Annotated in this window: 12 protein-coding genes, 1 tRNA gene, 2 rRNA genes and 1 pseudogene (1 of these 16 cut by a window edge); 10 read left to right on the top strand and 6 right to left on the bottom strand. The window is 61.1% G+C overall.

The window, feature by feature from the left end; all coding sequences use genetic code 11:
- The 3 genes from C2U37_RS06105 to C2U37_RS06095 all read left to right on the top strand — a co-directional run.
- Positions 1-540 (top strand): 23S ribosomal RNA (locus C2U37_RS06105); it begins 2,349 nt to the left of the window's first position.
- Between the two features lie 83 nt (positions 541-623).
- Positions 624-738: ribosomal RNA gene (gene rrf / locus C2U37_RS06100) — 5S ribosomal RNA — on the top strand.
- Positions 739-835: 97 nt separating this feature from the next.
- A tRNA-Asp gene (locus tag C2U37_RS06095) sits at positions 836-912 on the top strand.
- 1,303 nt (positions 913-2,215) lie between these two features.
- On the opposite strand, the gene C2U37_RS06085 is transcribed toward C2U37_RS06095, so the two are convergent.
- The 5 genes and pseudogenes from C2U37_RS06085 to C2U37_RS25290 all read right to left on the bottom strand — a co-directional run bounded on the left by C2U37_RS06085 (position 2,216) and on the right by C2U37_RS25290 (position 7,310).
- Positions 2,216-3,202 (bottom strand): helix-turn-helix transcriptional regulator, encoded by a 987-nt coding sequence (locus C2U37_RS06085; protein ID WP_199770515.1) that lies wholly within the window; start codon positions 3,200-3,202, stop codon positions 2,216-2,218.
- Positions 3,203-3,488: 286 nt separating this feature from the next.
- The gene (locus C2U37_RS06080) at positions 3,489-3,875 is read right to left on the bottom strand and encodes a SirB2 family protein (RefSeq protein WP_104452022.1); all 387 of its coding nucleotides are present in this window, start codon (positions 3,873-3,875) and stop codon (positions 3,489-3,491) included.
- Positions 3,872-5,728, bottom strand: coding sequence for a monovalent cation:proton antiporter-2 (CPA2) family protein (locus C2U37_RS06075; RefSeq protein WP_043154446.1), 1,857 nt, complete (start codon positions 5,726-5,728; stop codon positions 3,872-3,874). Before C2U37_RS06075 ends, C2U37_RS06080 begins: the two co-directional genes overlap by 4 nt.
- Before the next feature lie 70 nt (positions 5,729-5,798).
- Complete coding sequence (locus tag C2U37_RS06070; RefSeq protein ID WP_042015286.1) at positions 5,799-6,398, bottom strand: NAD(P)H-dependent oxidoreductase; 600 nt, start codon at positions 6,396-6,398, stop codon at positions 5,799-5,801.
- 59 nt (positions 6,399-6,457) lie between these two features.
- Positions 6,458-7,310 (bottom strand): annotated as a pseudogene (locus C2U37_RS25290) (LysR family transcriptional regulator).
- Between the two features lie 140 nt (positions 7,311-7,450).
- Here C2U37_RS25290 and C2U37_RS06060 point away from each other — a divergent pair.
- The 6 genes from C2U37_RS06060 (at position 7,451) to C2U37_RS06035 (ending at position 15,675) form a co-directional block, all read left to right on the top strand.
- A complete protein-coding gene (locus tag C2U37_RS06060; RefSeq protein ID WP_104452021.1) occupies positions 7,451-8,173 on the top strand; it encodes an SDR family oxidoreductase in 723 nt (240 codons plus the stop codon).
- 76 nt (positions 8,174-8,249) lie between these two features.
- Entirely contained in the window at positions 8,250-8,573 is a 324-nt protein-coding gene (locus tag C2U37_RS06055; RefSeq protein ID WP_010672576.1) for a hypothetical protein, read from the top strand.
- A gap of 45 nt (positions 8,574-8,618) precedes the next feature.
- The gene (locus C2U37_RS06050) at positions 8,619-9,050 is read left to right on the top strand and encodes a DUF411 domain-containing protein (protein ID WP_010672577.1); all 432 of its coding nucleotides are present in this window, start codon (positions 8,619-8,621) and stop codon (positions 9,048-9,050) included.
- Positions 9,051-9,338: 288 nt separating this feature from the next.
- Positions 9,339-11,504, top strand: a complete 2,166-nt coding sequence (locus C2U37_RS06045) for a S9 family peptidase (RefSeq protein WP_104452020.1) — start codon at positions 9,339-9,341, stop codon at positions 11,502-11,504.
- Between the two features lie 547 nt (positions 11,505-12,051).
- Positions 12,052-13,023 carry a TAXI family TRAP transporter solute-binding subunit gene (locus C2U37_RS06040; RefSeq protein WP_029313514.1) on the top strand — a complete coding sequence of 324 codons (972 nt, stop codon included), beginning with the start codon at positions 12,052-12,054 and terminating at the stop codon, positions 13,021-13,023.
- Positions 13,024-13,110: 87 nt separating this feature from the next.
- A complete protein-coding gene (locus tag C2U37_RS06035) occupies positions 13,111-15,675 on the top strand; it encodes a TRAP transporter permease (RefSeq protein WP_103244095.1) in 2,565 nt (854 codons plus the stop codon).
- Positions 15,676-15,763: 88 nt separating this feature from the next.
- On the opposite strand, the gene C2U37_RS06030 is transcribed toward C2U37_RS06035, so the two are convergent.
- On the bottom strand, positions 15,764-15,922 hold the full coding sequence (locus C2U37_RS06030; RefSeq protein WP_005332188.1) for a hypothetical protein: 159 nt from the start codon (positions 15,920-15,922) through the stop codon (positions 15,764-15,766).
- A 172-nt stretch (positions 15,923-16,094) separates the two neighbouring features.
- Between C2U37_RS06030 and C2U37_RS06025 the strand changes: the two genes are divergently transcribed.
- Positions 16,095-16,721, top strand: a complete 627-nt coding sequence (locus C2U37_RS06025; RefSeq protein ID WP_039040401.1) for a lysoplasmalogenase — start codon at positions 16,095-16,097, stop codon at positions 16,719-16,721.
- The last annotated feature ends 11 nt before the right edge of the window (positions 16,722-16,732 follow it).

Genomic DNA, 16,732 nt, shown 5'->3' with positions numbered 1-16,732 from the left:
GAGCAGGTACGAAAGTAGGTCATAGTGATCCGGTGGTTCTGAATGGAAGGGCCATCGCTCAACGGATAAAAGGTACTCCGGGGATAACAGGCTGATACCGCCCAAGAGTTCATATCGACGGCGGTGTTTGGCACCTCGATGTCGGCTCATCACATCCTGGGGCTGAAGTCGGTCCCAAGGGTATGGCTGTTCGCCATTTAAAGTGGTACGCGAGCTGGGTTCAGAACGTCGTGAGACAGTTCGGTCCCTATCTGCCGTGGGCGTTGGATGATTGAAGGGAGTTGCTCCTAGTACGAGAGGACCGGAGTGAACGAACCTCTGGTGTTCGGGTTGTCACGCCAGTGGCACTGCCCGGTAGCTAAGTTCGGAATCGATAACCGCTGAAAGCATCTAAGCGGGAAGCGAGCCCTGAGATGAGTCATCCCTGACCCCTTGAGGGTCCTAAAGGGCCGTTGGAGACCACAACGTTGATAGGTGGGGTGTGTAAGCGTAGCGATACGTTGAGCTAACCCATACTAATTACCCGTGAGGCTTAACCATACAACACCCAAGAAGTGTTCAGAGACTTGTAGCAGATACCGAGAACGAATAACTAAATCAGCTTTTTCAGATTGAAGATTTTGCCTGGCGGCAATAGCGCAGTGGAACCACCTGACCCCATGCCGAACTCAGAAGTGAAACGCTGTAGCGCCGATGGTAGTGTGGCATTCGCCATGCGAGAGTAGGACACTGCCAGGCACCCAATTAAACGGTGATGTGAAGAATCACATGACCGGCTGCGAGGATGACACCTCACAACAAGCAGCAAAAGATTTAGCGAAAGCTAACCGAATGCGGAGCGGTAGTTCAGTCGGTTAGAATACCGGCCTGTCACGCCGGGGGTCGCGGGTTCGAGTCCCGTCCGCTCCGCCACTAAATTGAAAGGCCTTCCCTGACGGGAAGGCCTTTTTGCTTTCTGACATTTACCCAATCCCTCATCCTCAGTGCCAGGTGGCTTGGCCGGGTTATCCTCATTTCCCTACACGACCATCTCCGCCTTGCCGAATGGCATCCACGCTTCATTCGTGGTCACACATATAGACAGTTCAGGGATGACTCAACAATCTGCCTGGCGGAGCAGAAGCCAGTGGCCATTGTTACCTGGAATCAGTCGCCAGGATTACTCTGGCTGGTTGGCCGCGGCTGATCTGCTGCGCTCTGGGGGCCTAGTGGATATCGCTGAGTATAGATGAGGGAGGGCGGAGGAAAGGCAAGGAACGCTACTGTGGCTGCCTCTGGTGGGTATACAAACAGGTTATCCGTGATGCAGATGGCGTGATGTGGGCAGGATCGCTCAGGCTGATTCCATTCTCTGATGTGTGGCCGCACAAAAGAAAAGGGGACAGCATCTGCTGTCCCCTCAAGTCATTTCGTCCATTCCCTGAACTGCCATGCTCCCTGCAATCCTTGACGCTATCCTTTCCTTTGGAAATTCCCCTTCCCAATCCGTTGGGGTGTCCTATGGCCTTCCTAGCCTGGCAATCTGTCCTGATTGCTTCACCCTCTCCTTCCTGGAGGAGTCCATTACCACATCCCGTGGTGTTCCTGCGTCATCCTGACTGATAACCATCCTGGCTATCACGCGTCATCTTGAAGCTGTTCCTGACCGCGTCTTGCGGTGTCCTTTCATCCTTGATGAGCGACAATCCGTGCCACTCAACCTCATCCCGAGGTATCCAACTACCGCATCCTGCGGTTGTCCTGTCGATCCTTGTGATAACCATCCTAGCTATCAACCCCATCCCGAGGTGTTCCTTGCCCACATCCTGCAGGCTATTCCTTGTTTATGCGCTGTTTCCGCATCCTGCCGAATCAGCTCGTCCTTGTGAGACCCATACTAAGGCAATTACGGGCTCGAACAAGGTGTGCATTCGGCTTGGGTTCCGTGACATGCGGTGCAGAAATGGGCTTGTGTGGAATATTATCTACGTTTATCAGTTACTTAGATAGTTTCCATGGAAAGCATACCCAGTGCGGGATGGCTTCACGTACGGTTCAACACTGAGGGGTCTTACAGGGGGAATGGCAGATCTCTTACAAGCAGAAATCGGTAGGAAAACGATGGTACAGCCGCTTCAATCAGGGGTGTAAGAGTTCAAAATTAATTGAATACTTATGCTTTAAAAGTAGACAAAAGCCGAGATAAATCTCGGCTTTGTATTGTCTGCTGGTTTCTTTAGCTGACCCTTGTCCCAGGAGTCGGGTAGGCCTTGCGCAGTGATTCGGGTGCAAGTACCTCCAGGTTGCCGCTCATGTTGTTCAGCCAGGAGCGGAACTCGGGCGTATCCTGCACTTCGGTCTCCACCACCACGCTGCGCTTGTCGTAACGGGTCATGCGCGGGTTATGCCCCGGGATTTGTCCATCGATCAGGGTCGGGCAGTTGGCATCGATGCGCCCGACGAAGCGGATCGGACCGCTGACGTCCTGATAACCCTGGTCGCGGATCAGCTTCTGGATATTGAAGTCCTTCGGCTGGGTCGCGCTGAAGTTGGTCAACTCCACGTTCTTGATGTGATCGAACGGGATGCCGTAGACCTTGGGATCCAGCTCGGAGAGGGTACAGAGCAGGATGGGGCCATCGGGTTGGTTCAGGATGCCGAGGGGATTGATGCGGTCATAGCAGAGCCAGACAGTACGCTCCTTGATGACACGCTGGATCTCGGCGCTGAATTTGCGACCACGCCAGAGGGCGTCGCGGATCAGGGTGCTGCGGCGGATCTCCGGATTGCCGGCGAAGGGGCGAGTTGACTGGTGCACGCTCTCCAGCCAGCGCTCGGCCAGTTCGCTCTGGCTGTCGCGGATCACCTGACCAGCCTTGTCGATCAGCGGGTTCAATTCGGTCAGCACGCTTGCCGGCAACAGTTGGCTTGCCTGGTCGCTCCAGGTTTTCAGGGCCACTGCCAGCGAGAGCGGCATGATGTTGGCAAAGTCATTGAGACCATGGCGCTCGAAGCACCAGCCATGAGGCTTGCTGCGCTCATCGGAGGTGAGGTCGAACAGTCCCATGCCGGACATCTCTTCCAGGTCCCGTTGCACGGTACGGAGACTGACGTGAATGCCTTCCTCTTCCAGTTTTACCTGGAGTTGGCTGGCGGTCAGCTTGTAAGGGCGGTGCGGGATGCAACGCGCCAAGGTCAGTTGTCGTAACAGCTTCTTACTCATGGTGCATGCCTTCACTGGTTTAGCGTTGAGTGTATCCTAGCCATGGACTGCGACAGTCTATGTCGCAAGTTTTGCTGCGACAACTGTCGCCATTTTCATACATGAAGAATCAAGCCATTGATAAATAAAACAAAACAACAAGCAAAAGGGGTTGTTTGAGCCCTTTTTTTATTGAAAACAAGCCTTGCGAGAATGCTTGCGACCAGGGTGACTGGAAGGAAATGGAAGCAATATGGAGGGGGAGGTGGGAAGGAGGTGAGGGACGGGCCCCCACCTCGACACGTCGTTATGCCAGCCAGGACCAGGCTGATTTGGTGATGGCTGCGCCCACCATGTAGCCGAATACTGCGAGAGCGGCCACTCCGGCCACCAGCTTCTGACCGCGGGTAGGGCGCTTGAGCGCCATGACGCCCAGGCCGATGTAGATCACCAGGGCAATCAGCTTGGCCATCAACCAGGGCTGCTGGCCAGGGCTCATCTGCAGGGCCACCGCCAGCAGCACGCCAAACAGCAGCAGGAAGGTGTCGTTGATGTGGGGCAGCACCTTCAACCATTTCTGTTGCAGCCGCCCGCTGCCCGCCAGCGCCAGGCTCCAGCGGTAGAGGAAGAGCAGCAGGCTGACCAGGGCCAGGGTCATGTGAAGGTGTTTGAGCATGGGGTAATAGGCAATCATGTTGCTTCCTTGTCGTTGTCGGGCAGACCGCTGTTCCATTGATGGGCGTGGGTACGCTCCTGTCCTTCCTGATCGTCTTGCAGCAGGTCGGAGAGGATGTCGCGGTATTGCAGGCTCTTGTTGATATAGGTGTGCTCGTCGTCCAGGTAGTTGACCTGTTCCCGCAGCAGCCGGTTGTCATACTGCTTGAACATCTGCCCCGCACGCCAGGCCTGATTGGCCCTGAATCCCAAGAGGGTGAGTGCTTCTACCCCAAGATCCACGGCCGACCCCAGGGTTTCGCGGTGCACGCTGTCTATCCCGTGGCGCAGGATCTCGTGGGCATGGGGTCTGTCCTGGGCACGGGCCAGTATTCTGAGGTGCGGGAAGTGCTTTTTCACCATCTCGATCACTTCGAGGGAGGTGGCCGGGTCATTGAGGGAGAGCACCAGCAGTTTGGCCTTGTGGGCGCCGGCCGCGTGCAGCAGGTCGAGTCGGCTGGCATCCCCATAAAACACCTGGTAGCCGTACTTTCTCAGCATCTCTATCTGGCTGGCATCCTGCTCTAGGATGGTGGTGCCAATACCATGGCCGTGGAGCAGGCGCCCCACTATCTGACCGAAGCGACCGAAGCCGGCGATGATGACCGGGTGTTCCACCAGCTCGGGCTGTTCATGTTCGGGGGTGTCACTCTGGTTGCGGTAGTCGAACCAGGGCTGGATCACCCGATCGTTGAGGATAAGCAGCAGCGGTGTCAGCGCCATGGAGAGGGCGACGACCAGAGTCAGCAGTGAGATGGTGCTGCCCGGCAGTACCTTGTTCTGGGCGGCGAACGAGAACAGCACGAAGGCGAACTCCCCGCCCTGGGCAAGGGCCAGGGCGAAGGTCCAGCGCTGGTTCGGGGAGAGGCGAATGACAAAGCCGAGCCCCATCAGCACCAGCCACTTGAGCACCATCAGACCGATCACCAGTGACGGGATCAACAGGGGATGGGCGGCAAAGAGGCTGAAGTCGATGCCGGCACCCACCGACATGAAGAAGAGGCCGAGCAGCAGCCCCTTGAACGGCTCAATGTCCGCTTCCAGCTCGTGGCGGTATTCGCTGTCCGCCAGTACCACGCCGGCGAGGAAGGAGCCGAGGGCGGGGGAGAGGCCGACGGATTCCATGAGCACGGCGATGGCGATCACCAGCAGCAGGGCGGCAGCGACGAAGATCTCCCGCATGTGGGACTGGGCGATGGCGCGAAACACCGGCCGCATCAGGTAATGGCCACCCAGCACGATGCCGGCGATGGCGGCCACCACCAGCAGGCCGTGCTGCCAGCCTGCCAGCTCCGAACTGCCGCTGCTGGCGACCGGCGCGATGGCCAGCAGCGGCAGGATCGCCAGGATGGGGATGACGGCGATGTCCTGGAACAGCAGCACGGCGAAAGCGGAGCGGCCGCTCTCGCTCTGCATCAGTTTGCGCTCCTGCAGGCTCTGCAGCACGATGGCGGTGGAGGAGAGCGCAAGAATGAGACCGATGGCGAGCCCCTGCTGCCAGGGCAGACCCAAAAGATAACCCACCCCGGTCAGGGCGACACTGGTGAGCAGCACCTGCAGACCACCGGTGCCGAGGATGGGCCCTTTCAGTTGCCACAACAGGGCCGGGCGCAGCTCCAGACCGACCAGAAACAGCATCAGCACCACCCCGAACTCGGCGAAGTGCATCACGTCTTTCTGCTCGCCCACCAGACCAAGCAGGAAGGGACCTATGATGATCCCCGCCAGCAGGTAGCCAAGGACGGAGCCCAGCCCCCACCGCTTGGCCAGCGGGACGGCGATCACCGCCGCCGAGAGGTAGATCAGGGCATCAAACAGCAATCCATGTCCCATCAGCGGCTCCTCCTTAACATGATGAATGCCGGTGAGGGCTGGCCGGGCCTGCGCCCGGATCGAGTGTGTGTCATGGGAGTACTCCCAGCAGATCGCGCAGATAGGGGCTCTCGGCCAGCTGGGCCGGGGTCAGCTGCTCGTCCCGCAGGGCGCACAGCAGTTGGCGATAGTCCTGGCCGCAGCGGCGCAGCGCCTCGGGATCCTCGATCTTGTGGAAAGAGTGCAGCACGAAAGGGGGCAGCCAGCGCATGCCGCACAGCTGTGCGGTCTGCTGGAAGGGGAGCAGGAAGTCGAGCAGCGGGCGCTGGTTGTAGCCGGCGCGGCAGTAGGACTCCGGGCCGCCCCCCGTGGTGATGGCGCTGAGCCACTGCTTGCCGTTGAGGGCGTGGGCCTCGGGGCCGTAGGCATAGCCGTACTCCAGCACCAGGTCCATCCACTCTTTCATGATGGCCGGGCAGGAGTACCAGTAGAAGGGGTGCTGGAAGACGATGATGTCGTGCTCCGCCAGCAGGGCCTGTTCCCGTTTCACGTTGATGAACATGTCCGGATAGCGTTGGCAGAGATCGTGCAGGGTGATCCCCTCCAGCCCCTCGATGGCGTGCAGCAGTTGCTTGTTGGCCCGGGAACTCTGCAGCGCCGGGTGTGAAAAGATGACCAGAATGCGTTTCATGGGGTTCCTGAAGAGGGTCTGCTGCCGGCACATGCGACAGATTGTGAGCTGAAACGTTATCAAGAAGCTCCCTGGCCCGCCAGTTCCGGGATCAGTGCGCGCAGCGCCGGATTCAGGGTCTGGTGGGCGGGGTAGCAGAGGCCGATTCGGCGGAACATCCGGGGGCCGCTCACGGGCAGGGTGCACAGGCCCGCTTCGTCCTCCACCAGCCCGTCGGGCAGGAAGCTGATGCCCACCCCGGCCAGCACCAGCGCCATCACCAGCCCCTTGCTCTCGGCCTTGGCCACCAGATTGAGGGTGAGCCGGTCACAGGCCAGCAGGCCTATGGTTTGCTGATGGGCTTCGCAGGGTGGGCACTCAATAAAATCATAATGTTGCAACTCAGCCAGCTCGATACGCGCCCTGCCCGTAAAAGGGTGTCCCCTGGGAACGCACAGCACGTACTCCTCTTCCCAGAGCGGCAGGAAGATCTCGTCCTCCCGGCGCAGGGCATCCAGGGTCAGTCGGCAGTCGGCCGGAGTGCCGTAATCGGAGAGGGTGAGATCCAACTCGGGCAGCACCCCCTGCACCCGCCGAAGCAATCCCGCCAGCCGACGTCGGCTGAGGTCGGCTGAGGTCGGGCATGATGGCCATGTTGAGTCTCGCACGCGTCGCCTTCTGGCGAAACAGGGTCGGCAGGCGACGCGCCTCTTCCACCAGCTTGACGGCGTGGGGATAGAGATAGTGGGCCGGATCCTTCGCTTCCACCCCCTTCTTGCCCCGGATGAAGAGGCTGTCCCCCAGGCTCTCTTCGAGCTGGCGAAGGCCGGCGGAGAGGGAGGGTTGGCTCACGTGGCAGCGGGCTGCCGCCGCCGTGATGTTCTTCTCTTCATAGATGGCGATGAAGAAGCGCAGCAATCTCAGGTCCAGCATGGGGATACCATAGTTAATTCAGATGATAACCAGCGGAAAACTATATTTATCGCCGATGGATGTAGCGACTATAGTGACTGGGTCCCGTGCTGGCCAGCCCTTGTTTGACGCCCATTTCAACGCATCAGAAGGAAAACTCCATGTCCAAGTCCCTCGTGGTGATCACCGGCGCGTCCGCCGGGATCGGTGCCGCCATTGCCCGCGCCTTCTCCGCCGCCGGCCATCCGCTGCTGTTGCTGGCCCGCCGGGTCGAGCCCATGCAGGCGCTGAACCTGCCCGATACCCTCTGCATCGGGGTCGATGTCACCGACACCGCCGCCATGAAGGCCGCCGTGGCGCAGGCGGAGGCGCAATTCGGCCCGGTGGGATGTCTGGTCAACAATGCCGGCGTCATGCTGCTGGGACAGGCCGACGTGCAGGATCCCGCCGAGTGGCAGCAGATGCTCAACATCAACGTGATGGGGGTTCTGAATGGCGTGCATGCGGTACTGGCCGGCATGAAGGCCCGCCGCAGCGGAACCATCATCAACATCAGCTCCATCGCCGGTCGCAAGACCTTCCCGAACCATGCCGCTTACTGCGCCACCAAGTTCGCCGTTCACGCCCTGACCGAGAATATCCGGGAAGAGGTGGCCGATGTGGGCGTGCGGATGGTGACCATCACTCCGGGCGCGGTGGAGACCGAGCTGCTCAGCCACACCACGGACGAGCGCATCAAGGCGGGCTATCACGACTGGAAGGATCGGATGGGAGGCGTCATTGCACCGGAGGTGATCGCCGACGCCGTGCTCTACGCCTGGCACCAGCCGGCCAACGTCTGCGTGCGGGAGATCGTGCTGGCAGCCACCCGCCAGCAACCCTGATGCAGACGGGGGAGGGGTTGACCCTCCCCCTGGGCCAAGGGTTACCATAGGCCCTCTTTCGTCATTGAGTCGTCTCATGGTCCTGACCCGTCGCCAACTCGCTCGCGCCCGCCGCTGGCTCCCACTGTGGAGTCTGGTGCTGGTGCTGATGTCGTTTGGCAGCCGTGCGGCCACCGATCTCTGTACCCTGACGCCCCATTGCAGCCAGAGCGAGCGTACCCTGGAAAAAGCCATGCCCTGCGGCAGCTTCACCTCGGCGCTCGCCATGACGGTGCTCACCAGCGACAGCCTGACGGTTGCCCGGCTTGAGCCCGACAGGCCGACATACCTCTCTCCCTCTCTGTTCATGCCGGAGGCGCCCCTGAAGCGTCTCGAGCGTCCGCCCCGTCACCACGGCTGAGTCGAGTTTCCCTTTCCGGGCATTTCTTCTTAACCGAGGTGAGATATGTACAAGTCCCTTTTACTGGCCGTGCTGGCCGGTACCGTCAGTTTTTCTGCTCTGGCAACCGGGCAGATGACCGTCTACAAGTCCCAGTATTGCGGTTGCTGCAAGACCTGGATCAAGCACATGGAAGAGAACGGCTTTGAGGTCAAGGTCGTGGAAACCGAGCAGCTTGACCCGATCAAGCAGCAGCATGGCATCACTCCGCAGCTGGCCTCCTGCCACACCGGGGTGGTGAATGGCTATGTGGTGGAGGGGCATGTGCCTGCTGCCGACGTGCAGAAGCTGCTCAAGGAAAAACCGGCGATCCGCGGTCTGACCATTCCGGGGATGCCCCAGAGTGCGCCGGGCATGGATATTCCGGGTCAGCCCTATCAGGTGCTGAGCATCAGTGACGAGGGCGCGACCAAAGTCTGGTCGAGCTACCCCGGCTGATGGATGCTGACCGTGAGCAGACACACTTCCATCATGTGAGGCACACCTGAGCGAACCCGTGTCGCCCACGGTCAGGGAGGAGGGCCGCCATCGCGAGATGGCGGCCCTTTTTCGTCGATTTGGGGGGGAATGTCCGGGGAGCCCTTGCAACCCCGGGCGACAAGGGGCAGATTGATCGCCAATTTTTATTTTCTCAGGGACGCTTTTCCCGCTGCCTGCCGGTGTGCCGTCTGGATGCGTGCAGCACCAGCGGGAGGGGCGGCCCTGTGACAGCGCAAAGGATGCGACATGTTCACCTTTTCCCGGGGGTTGCTGCTGGCTTGCCTGCTTGCTGCGCCCTGTTCCCATGCCAACGAAGAGTCCGCCATGCCTACAAGCGATACTTCCACCCAGCCTGTCATTGTCCCCCCGGTGGCTGCCAAGCACCCCCATACCCTGAAAAAACACGGGGACACGCGCGTCGACAACTACTACTGGCTGCGTGACGACGAGCGGCAGAAGCCCGAGGTGCTGGACTATCTCAAGGCCGAGAATGCCTACACCGAGGCCATGCTCGCACCGATCAAGCCGCTGCGCGAGCAGCTCTACAAGGAGATGGTGGCCCGCATTCCCCAGCAGGACGAGTCTGTCCCCTACGTGAAGAACGGCTACCGTTATCAGACCCGTTACGAGCCGGGCAAGGAGTACGCCATCTACTCCCGCAGCAAGGTGGAAGGGGACGGGGCCTCCGCCCTGCTGCTGGATGGCAACCAGCGCGCCGAAGGCCACGAGTTCTATGCCCTGGGGGCGCTCGAGGTGAGCCGCAACAACCGCTGGCTGGCGGTGGCGGAAGATTATCTCTCCCGCCGTCAATACAGGATCCAGTTCCTCGATCTGGAGAGCGGCGCCTGGGCTGCCGACACCCTCGAGAACACCTCCGGCAACCTGGTGTGGGCCAACGACAGCAAGACGGTCTTCTACGTGCGCAAGCACCCCAAGACCCTGCTGCCCTACCAGGTCTATCGCCACGAGCTGGGCACGGATCCCGCGAAGGACACCCTGGTCTACGAGGAGAAGGACGACTCCTTCTATGTGAGCCTCTACGCCACCACCTCGGAAGATTTCATCGTCATCTCCCTCTCCAGCACCACCACCAGCGAGGCGCGCTTCATCGATGCCAATGTGCCGAGTCAGACGCCACGCCTGTTCCTGCCCCGCCAGGTGGATCACGAATACAGCCTGGATCACTACCGCGGCCGCTTCTATGTGCGCTCCAACAAGGACGGCAAGAACTTCGGCCTCTATGAGACCAAGGAGAGCCCGGTGGATCGCTGGAAGGCGGTGATCGCCCCCAATCCGGACGTGCTGCTGGAGAGCTATGCCCTGTTCAGGGACTGGCTGGTGCTGGAGGAGCGCAGCCAGGGGTTGACCCGGTTGCGTCAGGTCAACTGGCAGAGCGGTGAGCAGAAGGAGATCGCCTTCGACGATCCCGCCTATGTCACCTGGCTTGCCTACAACCCGGAGCCGGACACCAGCGCCCTGCGCTATGGCTACTCCTCCATGACCACGCCGTCCTCCACCTATGAGCTCGACATGGACAGCGGCAAGCGAACTCTGCTCAAGCAGCAGCCGGTGGCGGGCTTCGTGCCTGCGCAATATGCCAGCGAGCGGCTCTGGATCACCGCCCGTGACGGCGTGGCCGTGCCGGTGTCGCTGGTCTATCGCAAGGACAAGTTCAAGAAGGCAGGGGGTGGTGCAGGCACCAATCCCCTGCTGGTCTACGGCTATGGCTCCTACGGCGCCAGCATGGACCCGGACTTCAGCAGCTCACGCCTGAGCCTGCTGGACCGGGGCTTCGTCTACGCCATCGCCCATATCCGGGGTGGCGAGGAGCTGGGCCGCACCTGGTATGAAGAGGGCAAGCTGCTCAAGAAGCAGAACACCTTCAACGACTTCATCGACGTGACCGAGGCGTTGGTGGCGCAAGGCTACGGCGCCAGGGATCAGGTCTATGCCATGGGAGGCAGCGCCGGCGGCCTGCTGATGGGGGCCGTCATCAACCAGGCGCCTCAGCTCTATCGCGGCGTGGTGGCCCAGGTGCCCTTCGTCGATGTGGTCACCACCATGCTGGACGAGTCCATTCCCCTCACCACAGGGGAGTATGACGAGTGGGGCAACCCGAACCAGAAGCGCTACTACGACTACATGAAGGCCTACAGCCCCTACGATCAGGTCAAGGCCCAGGCCTACCCGAATCTGCTGGTGACCACGGGGTTGCACGACTCCCAGGTGCAATACTGGGAGCCAGCCAAGTGGGTGGCCAAGCTGCGTGAGTTGAAAACTGACGACAACCAGTTGCTGCTCAGTACCGACATGGAGGCCGGTCACGGCGGCAAGTCGGGCCGTTTCAAGGCCTATGAGGACATCGCCTTGGAGTTCGCCTTCATTCTGGAGCTGGCTGGCAGCAAGGCGTGATGGCCGGGCCCAAATGAAATCAGCTTGTTACCAAACCCCGTTCCGGCAGCCCCGGATCGGGGTTTTTGCATCTTGGCGACAAAAGCGTCATTAACGTCGTCTTTATGCTGTTCAGTATGCATTTCGCAATATAACGGACCAGGTTTCTAATCCTTGCCAGTCAAGGGTTGCGAAAGAATCTGGGCGTGCTTTTTATTGCTTCCCTTTGATAGTTCATGTAATTAATCTGCCCTTGAGAAATGAATGATCCGCTTCAAACTTCTCGCTATTTAAATCCGCCATTTTGCTGTTTTGTTTGATTTATGTTGGTGTTATGTGCTTAATCGGAGCGTTAATGCTTTTGAACTGACCCGTTTCTGGTCAGATCACCTCCGATCGGCATGACGCTGATTATCTCACCGCAGGATGATGGTGGCTTCTGGAAGGGCGCGTGCCGCTCGACCATTTCCTCGTACGAGGTCGTATAGGCGAACCCAGTCTTGGTGCGGGTCTGTCTCATATTCTCCCGGGAAACGGGTGAAATAAATCAATGAAAAGGATGAAGAACATGAAAGGATTATCCTTGGCGTGCGCCTTGTCGGCGGCTCTGGTCGGTGTGTCGTTTGGTGGTCCGGTGCAAGCGCAGGAGCGCTTCGTGACCATAGGCACCGGCGGTCAGACCGGCGTCTACTACGTGGCGGGCCAGTCCATCTGCCGCTTCCTCAACCGCGGCGCCGCCGATCACCAGATCAAGTGCAACGCCCCGGCCAGTGGCGGTGGTGTTGCCAACGTCAACGGCATCCGCTCCGGCGAATTCAACTTCGGCATCATGCAGTCCGACCACCAGTACAAGGCGATGAAGGGCGTCGAGCCGTTCAAGGCCGAAGGTCCGATGGATGACATCCGCGCCGTCTTCTCCCTGCAGAGCGAAGTGTTCACCATCCTGGCCCGCAAGGACGCCAAGGTAGCCAGCTTCGACGACCTGAAGGGCAAGCGCGTCAACATCGGCAACCCGGGTTCCGGTCAGCGTGACACCTTTGAAGAGATCATGACCGTGAAGGGCTGGGACAAATCCGCGTTCAGCCTGGTCTCCGAACTGAAACCCGCCGAGCAGGCCTCTGCCCTGGGTGACAACAACATCGACGCCATGAGCTACTTCGTCGGCCACCCGAATGGCGCCATCCAGGAAGCCTCCACCACCACGGACACCGTGCTGGTACCGGTCACCGGCCCCGAGATCGACAAGCTGCTGGCCGAGAAGAGCTACTACAGCAAGGCCGAGATCCCGGGTGGTCTCTACAAGGGCAGCCCGAACCCGACCCCGTCCATCGGTGGCAAGGCGGTGCTCTCCACCAGCGCCAAGGCTGACCCGGAAGTGGTCTACCAGCTGGTCAAGTCCGTGTTCGACAACCTGGACCGCTTCAAGCGCCTGCACCCGGCCTTCGCGGATCTGAAGGAAGCCGACATGATCAAGGTGGGTCTCTCCGCTCCGCTGCATGAAGGCGCTGTGCGTTACTACAAGGAACGTGGCTGGATGTAATCCGGCTGCGTCTTCGGATGTGCCCCGGACTCGCTCCTCCTTCGGGGGAGCGAGTCTCATTTATTGCAGTACCTACAGAGTCACACTATGCAGCAAACACAACAACAAGAGGCGTTCTCGGCCGAGGAGCTGATCGCCCAGGACGTCGGCGCCAGGCTGCCCGTCGGCCCCATGAGCTGGATCATCGCGGGTCTTGCGCTGATCTGGTCCCTGTTCCAGCTCTGGATTGCCTCGCCGCTGCCCTTCTCCCTCGGCATCGGCGTCCTCAACGACACTGAAACACGCTCGATTCACCTGGCCTTCGCCATCCTGCTCGCCTACCTGGTGTTCCCCGCCATGCGCAGCTCACCGCGAGATAGGGTTCCCCTTGCCGACATCGCCCTCGGCCTCGTCGGTGCCGCCGTCGCCAGCTATCTGTTCGTGATGTACCAGGAGCTTGCCCAGCGTCCCGGCAACCTGACCACCATGGACTTCGCGGTGGCCTGCGTCGGCATCCCGCTCCTGCTGGAAGCGGCCCGCCGCGCCCTGGGCCCGGCCCTGGCGGTCATCGCCATCGTCTTCCTGGCCTACAGCCTGGCCGGTCCCTGGATGCCTTCCCTGCTGGCCCACCGCGGGGTGAGCCTGCATGCGCTGGCCAACCACCAGTGGATCACCACCGAAGGGGTGTTCGGCATCGCCCTTGGGGTCTCCACCAGCTTCGTCTTCCTGTTCGTGCTGTTTGGCGCCCTGCTCGAGCGTGCCGGTGCGGGCCACTACTTCATCCAGCTCGCCTTCAGCCTGCTGGGTCACCTGCGCGGCGGCCCGGCCAAGGCGGCCGTGGTCGCCTCGGCACTGACCGGCGTCATCTCCGGCTCCTCCATCGCCAACGTGGTGACCACGGGCACCTTCACCATCCCCATGATGAAACGGGTCGGTTTCTCCAAGGAGAAGGCCGGCGCGGTGGAAGTGGCCTCTTCGGTCAACGGCCAGATCATGCCGCCGGTCATGGGGGCTGCTGCCTTCCTGATGGTGGAGTACGTGGGCATCCCCTATGTGGAGATCATCAAGCACGCCTTCCTGCCGGCGGCCATCTCCTACATCGCCCTGCTCTACATCGTGCACCTCGAGGCGCTCAAGCTCGGGATGCAACCCATCGGCAACCGTCAGCCGCGCCCCTGGCTGCGTCGCCTGACCGGCTTCGCCTTCGGTGCCGCCCTCATCAGCGGCCTCTCCATGGCGGTCTACTACGGTCTGGGCTGGCTCAAGCCGGTACTGGGTGACTATGCCCTGCCGGGGATCAGCGTGCTGCTGGCCGTCGCCTACCTGGGACTGCTGAAGATCGCCGCGAGCAACGCGCCGCTGCCGGCGGAAGACCCGGACAAGCCACTGGACGAGCTGCCCGAGACCCGCGCCGTGCTGCTCTCCGGCCTGCACTTCCTGCTGCCCGTGGTGGTGCTGGTGTGGTGTCTGATGGTGGAGCGCCTCTCCCCCGGCCTGTCGGCCTTCTGGGGTTCGGTGATGCTCATCATCATCCTGCTGACCCAGCGACCGCTGCTGAACTGGCTGCGCACCGACGGCAAGCATGACTACGGCTCCTTCACCGATGGCGTGGTGGACCTGCGCGAGGGGCTGATTGCCGGTGCCCGCAACATGATCGGCATCGGCATTGCCACCGCCACTGCCGGCATCATCGTCGGGGCTGTCTCCCAGACCGGCGTCGGTCTGGTACTGGCGGATCTGGTGGAGTTCCTCTCCATGGGCAACCTGCTGCTCATGCTGATCCTCACCGCGCTGCTGAGCCTCATCCTCGGCATGGGGCTGCCGACCACTGCCAACTACATCGTGGTATCGAGCCTGCTGGCGCCGGTGATCGTCACCCTGGGTCAGCAGAACGGCCTCATCGTGCCGCTCATCGCGGTGCACCTGTTCGTCTTCTACTTCGGCATCATGGCGGACGTGACCCCGCCGGTGGGGCTGGCCTCGTTCGCCGCGGCCGCCGTCTCCAAGGGCGACCCCATCAAGACAGGGATCACGGCGTTCTACTACAGCCTGCGTACCGCGGCGCTGCCGTTCCTGTTCATCTTCAACACCGATCTGCTGCTCATCAACGTGGACTTCGCCCACGGCGTACTGATCTTCTTCGTGGCCACCATCGCCATGCTGATCTTCGCTGCCGCCACCCAGGGCTTCTTCCTGGTGAAGAGCCGCTGGTACGAGAGCGTGCTGCTGCTGCTGGTGGCCTTCACCCTGTTCCGTCCTGGCTTCTGGATGGATCTGCTGCACGACCCGTATCGCGACACCGCGCCGGCCGAGCTGGCCCAGACCATGGGTCAGGTGGAGGCCGAGAGCACCCTGCGCCTGCGGATGGAAGGGGAAGATGCGGTGGGCAAGTTGCGCCGCTTCACCGTGTTGCTGCCGGTGCCGGATGGTGCGAGCGGTGAGGATCGTCTGACCAAGCTGGGGATCCAGACCTATGAGCAGGACGGCAAGATCCTGATCGACACCGTCACCTTCGGTAGCCAGGCGGCCGATCTGGGGCTGGAGATGGATCAGCAGATCCTGAGCGTCAAGGCGCCCACCGAGCGCTGGCCCAAGGAGCTGATGTGGCTGCCGGGCTTCCTGCTGTTCGGGGCCGTGGTCTGGCTGCAACGCCGCCGGGTCGCTCGACCCTGATCATCACCCAATAAAAAACGGCGCCTTCGGGCGCCGTTTTTTATGCTGGACTGTGATGCCGGCCGCTTCGGGCCATCAGTCCAGGGCATCAGTTGGACTGGGTCTGCTTCTGTTTTTGCAGTTGGTCGAGGGTCTGCTGCTCCTGCGGGCTGAGGCCAAGCTGCTCGCAGGCCTGTTCAAAGCTGATGCCAAGATGGCACATCATGATGTCGATAGCGGGCAGGTAGTTGGTCATAGCGTCTTCCATGGTGATCCTCCAGAGCTGTCTCTTATGCCCGAGGGCGGAGATGGGGGCAATTAGACTTTAGGTGTAGGGAGCCATCTGCTTCAGCCTCTGCCACTGGCCGGGGGAATTTGCTACTCTTGCGGGCACTAAAGAGGTTGCCGCCCCAGGGTGAGCAGCCGGTGAGGAGCAGGGCATGTTATTGAGTTTCTTGATCATCGCATCGGGCTGGTGGCACATCCGCGCGGCTTACGGCTCAGACTCCCGTCAGTTCTACATCAGCAAGCCCCTGACCATGCTGTTCATCATCGCCCTGGCGTTTGGCTACCAGGGCGACGATCACAACGGCTCCCACGCCTGGATCCTGCTCGGTCTCTGCCTGTCGCTGGCGGGGGACGTGCTGCTGATGCTGCCACGGGATCGCTTCATCCAGGGGCTGGCGGCATTTTTTGTCGCTCACCTCTGCTACATCGTCGGTTTCGCCCAGGGGCCCCTGGTGCTCAAGCTGGTGGACGGCCTGCTGCTGCTGCTGGTGGCTGGTATGGTGTTCGGGCTCCTGTGGGGCCAGCTCGGTGAGATGAGGATCCCCGTCTTCTGCTACATGCTGGTGATCATCGCCATGGCCTGGGTGGCTGCCGGTGCCTGGCATGCCTCTCTCACTGCCGGCAGCGCCGCCGCCCTGGTGGGGGCGCTGATGTTCCTCTTCTCCGACAGCATGCTGGCACTGGACAGATTCCGCCGCCCCTTCCCCCATGCCACGGCCTGGATCATGAGCAGCTACTTCGCGGCACAGTTCCTGATCGCAGCCTCCCTGGCGGGCTGACCGGCGGACAG

The sequence above is a fragment of the Aeromonas sp. ASNIH1 genome, from assembly GCF_002934285.1.
Taxonomy (GTDB): Bacteria; Pseudomonadota; Gammaproteobacteria; order Enterobacterales; family Aeromonadaceae; genus Aeromonas; species Aeromonas caviae.
The sequence above is the reverse complement of the archived record's forward strand: the minus strand, read 5'-3'. Positions and strand labels throughout refer to the sequence as shown.

Coding starts and splice junctions, on each gene's coding strand:
- C2U37_RS06045 (WP_104452020.1), top strand. CDS start 9,339: ATGTTCACCTTTTCCCGGGGGTTGCTGCTGGCTTGCCTGCTTGCTGCG.
- C2U37_RS06040 (WP_029313514.1), top strand. CDS start 12,052: ATGAAAGGATTATCCTTGGCGTGCGCCTTGTCGGCGGCTCTGGTCGGT.
- C2U37_RS06085 (WP_199770515.1), bottom strand. CDS start 3,202: ATGAGTAAGAAGCTGTTACGACAACTGACCTTGGCGCGTTGCATCCCG.
- C2U37_RS06035 (WP_103244095.1), top strand. CDS start 13,111: ATGCAGCAAACACAACAACAAGAGGCGTTCTCGGCCGAGGAGCTGATC.
- C2U37_RS06050 (WP_010672577.1), top strand. CDS start 8,619: ATGTACAAGTCCCTTTTACTGGCCGTGCTGGCCGGTACCGTCAGTTTT.
- C2U37_RS06030 (WP_005332188.1), bottom strand. CDS start 15,922: ATGGAAGACGCTATGACCAACTACCTGCCCGCTATCGACATCATGATG.
- C2U37_RS06080 (WP_104452022.1), bottom strand. CDS start 3,875: ATGATTGCCTATTACCCCATGCTCAAACACCTTCACATGACCCTGGCC.
- C2U37_RS06075 (WP_043154446.1), bottom strand. CDS start 5,728: ATGGGACATGGATTGCTGTTTGATGCCCTGATCTACCTCTCGGCGGCG.
- C2U37_RS06070 (WP_042015286.1), bottom strand. CDS start 6,398: ATGAAACGCATTCTGGTCATCTTTTCACACCCGGCGCTGCAGAGTTCC.
- C2U37_RS06060 (WP_104452021.1), top strand. CDS start 7,451: ATGTCCAAGTCCCTCGTGGTGATCACCGGCGCGTCCGCCGGGATCGGT.
- C2U37_RS06025 (WP_039040401.1), top strand. CDS start 16,095: ATGTTATTGAGTTTCTTGATCATCGCATCGGGCTGGTGGCACATCCGC.
- C2U37_RS06055 (WP_010672576.1), top strand. CDS start 8,250: ATGGTCCTGACCCGTCGCCAACTCGCTCGCGCCCGCCGCTGGCTCCCA.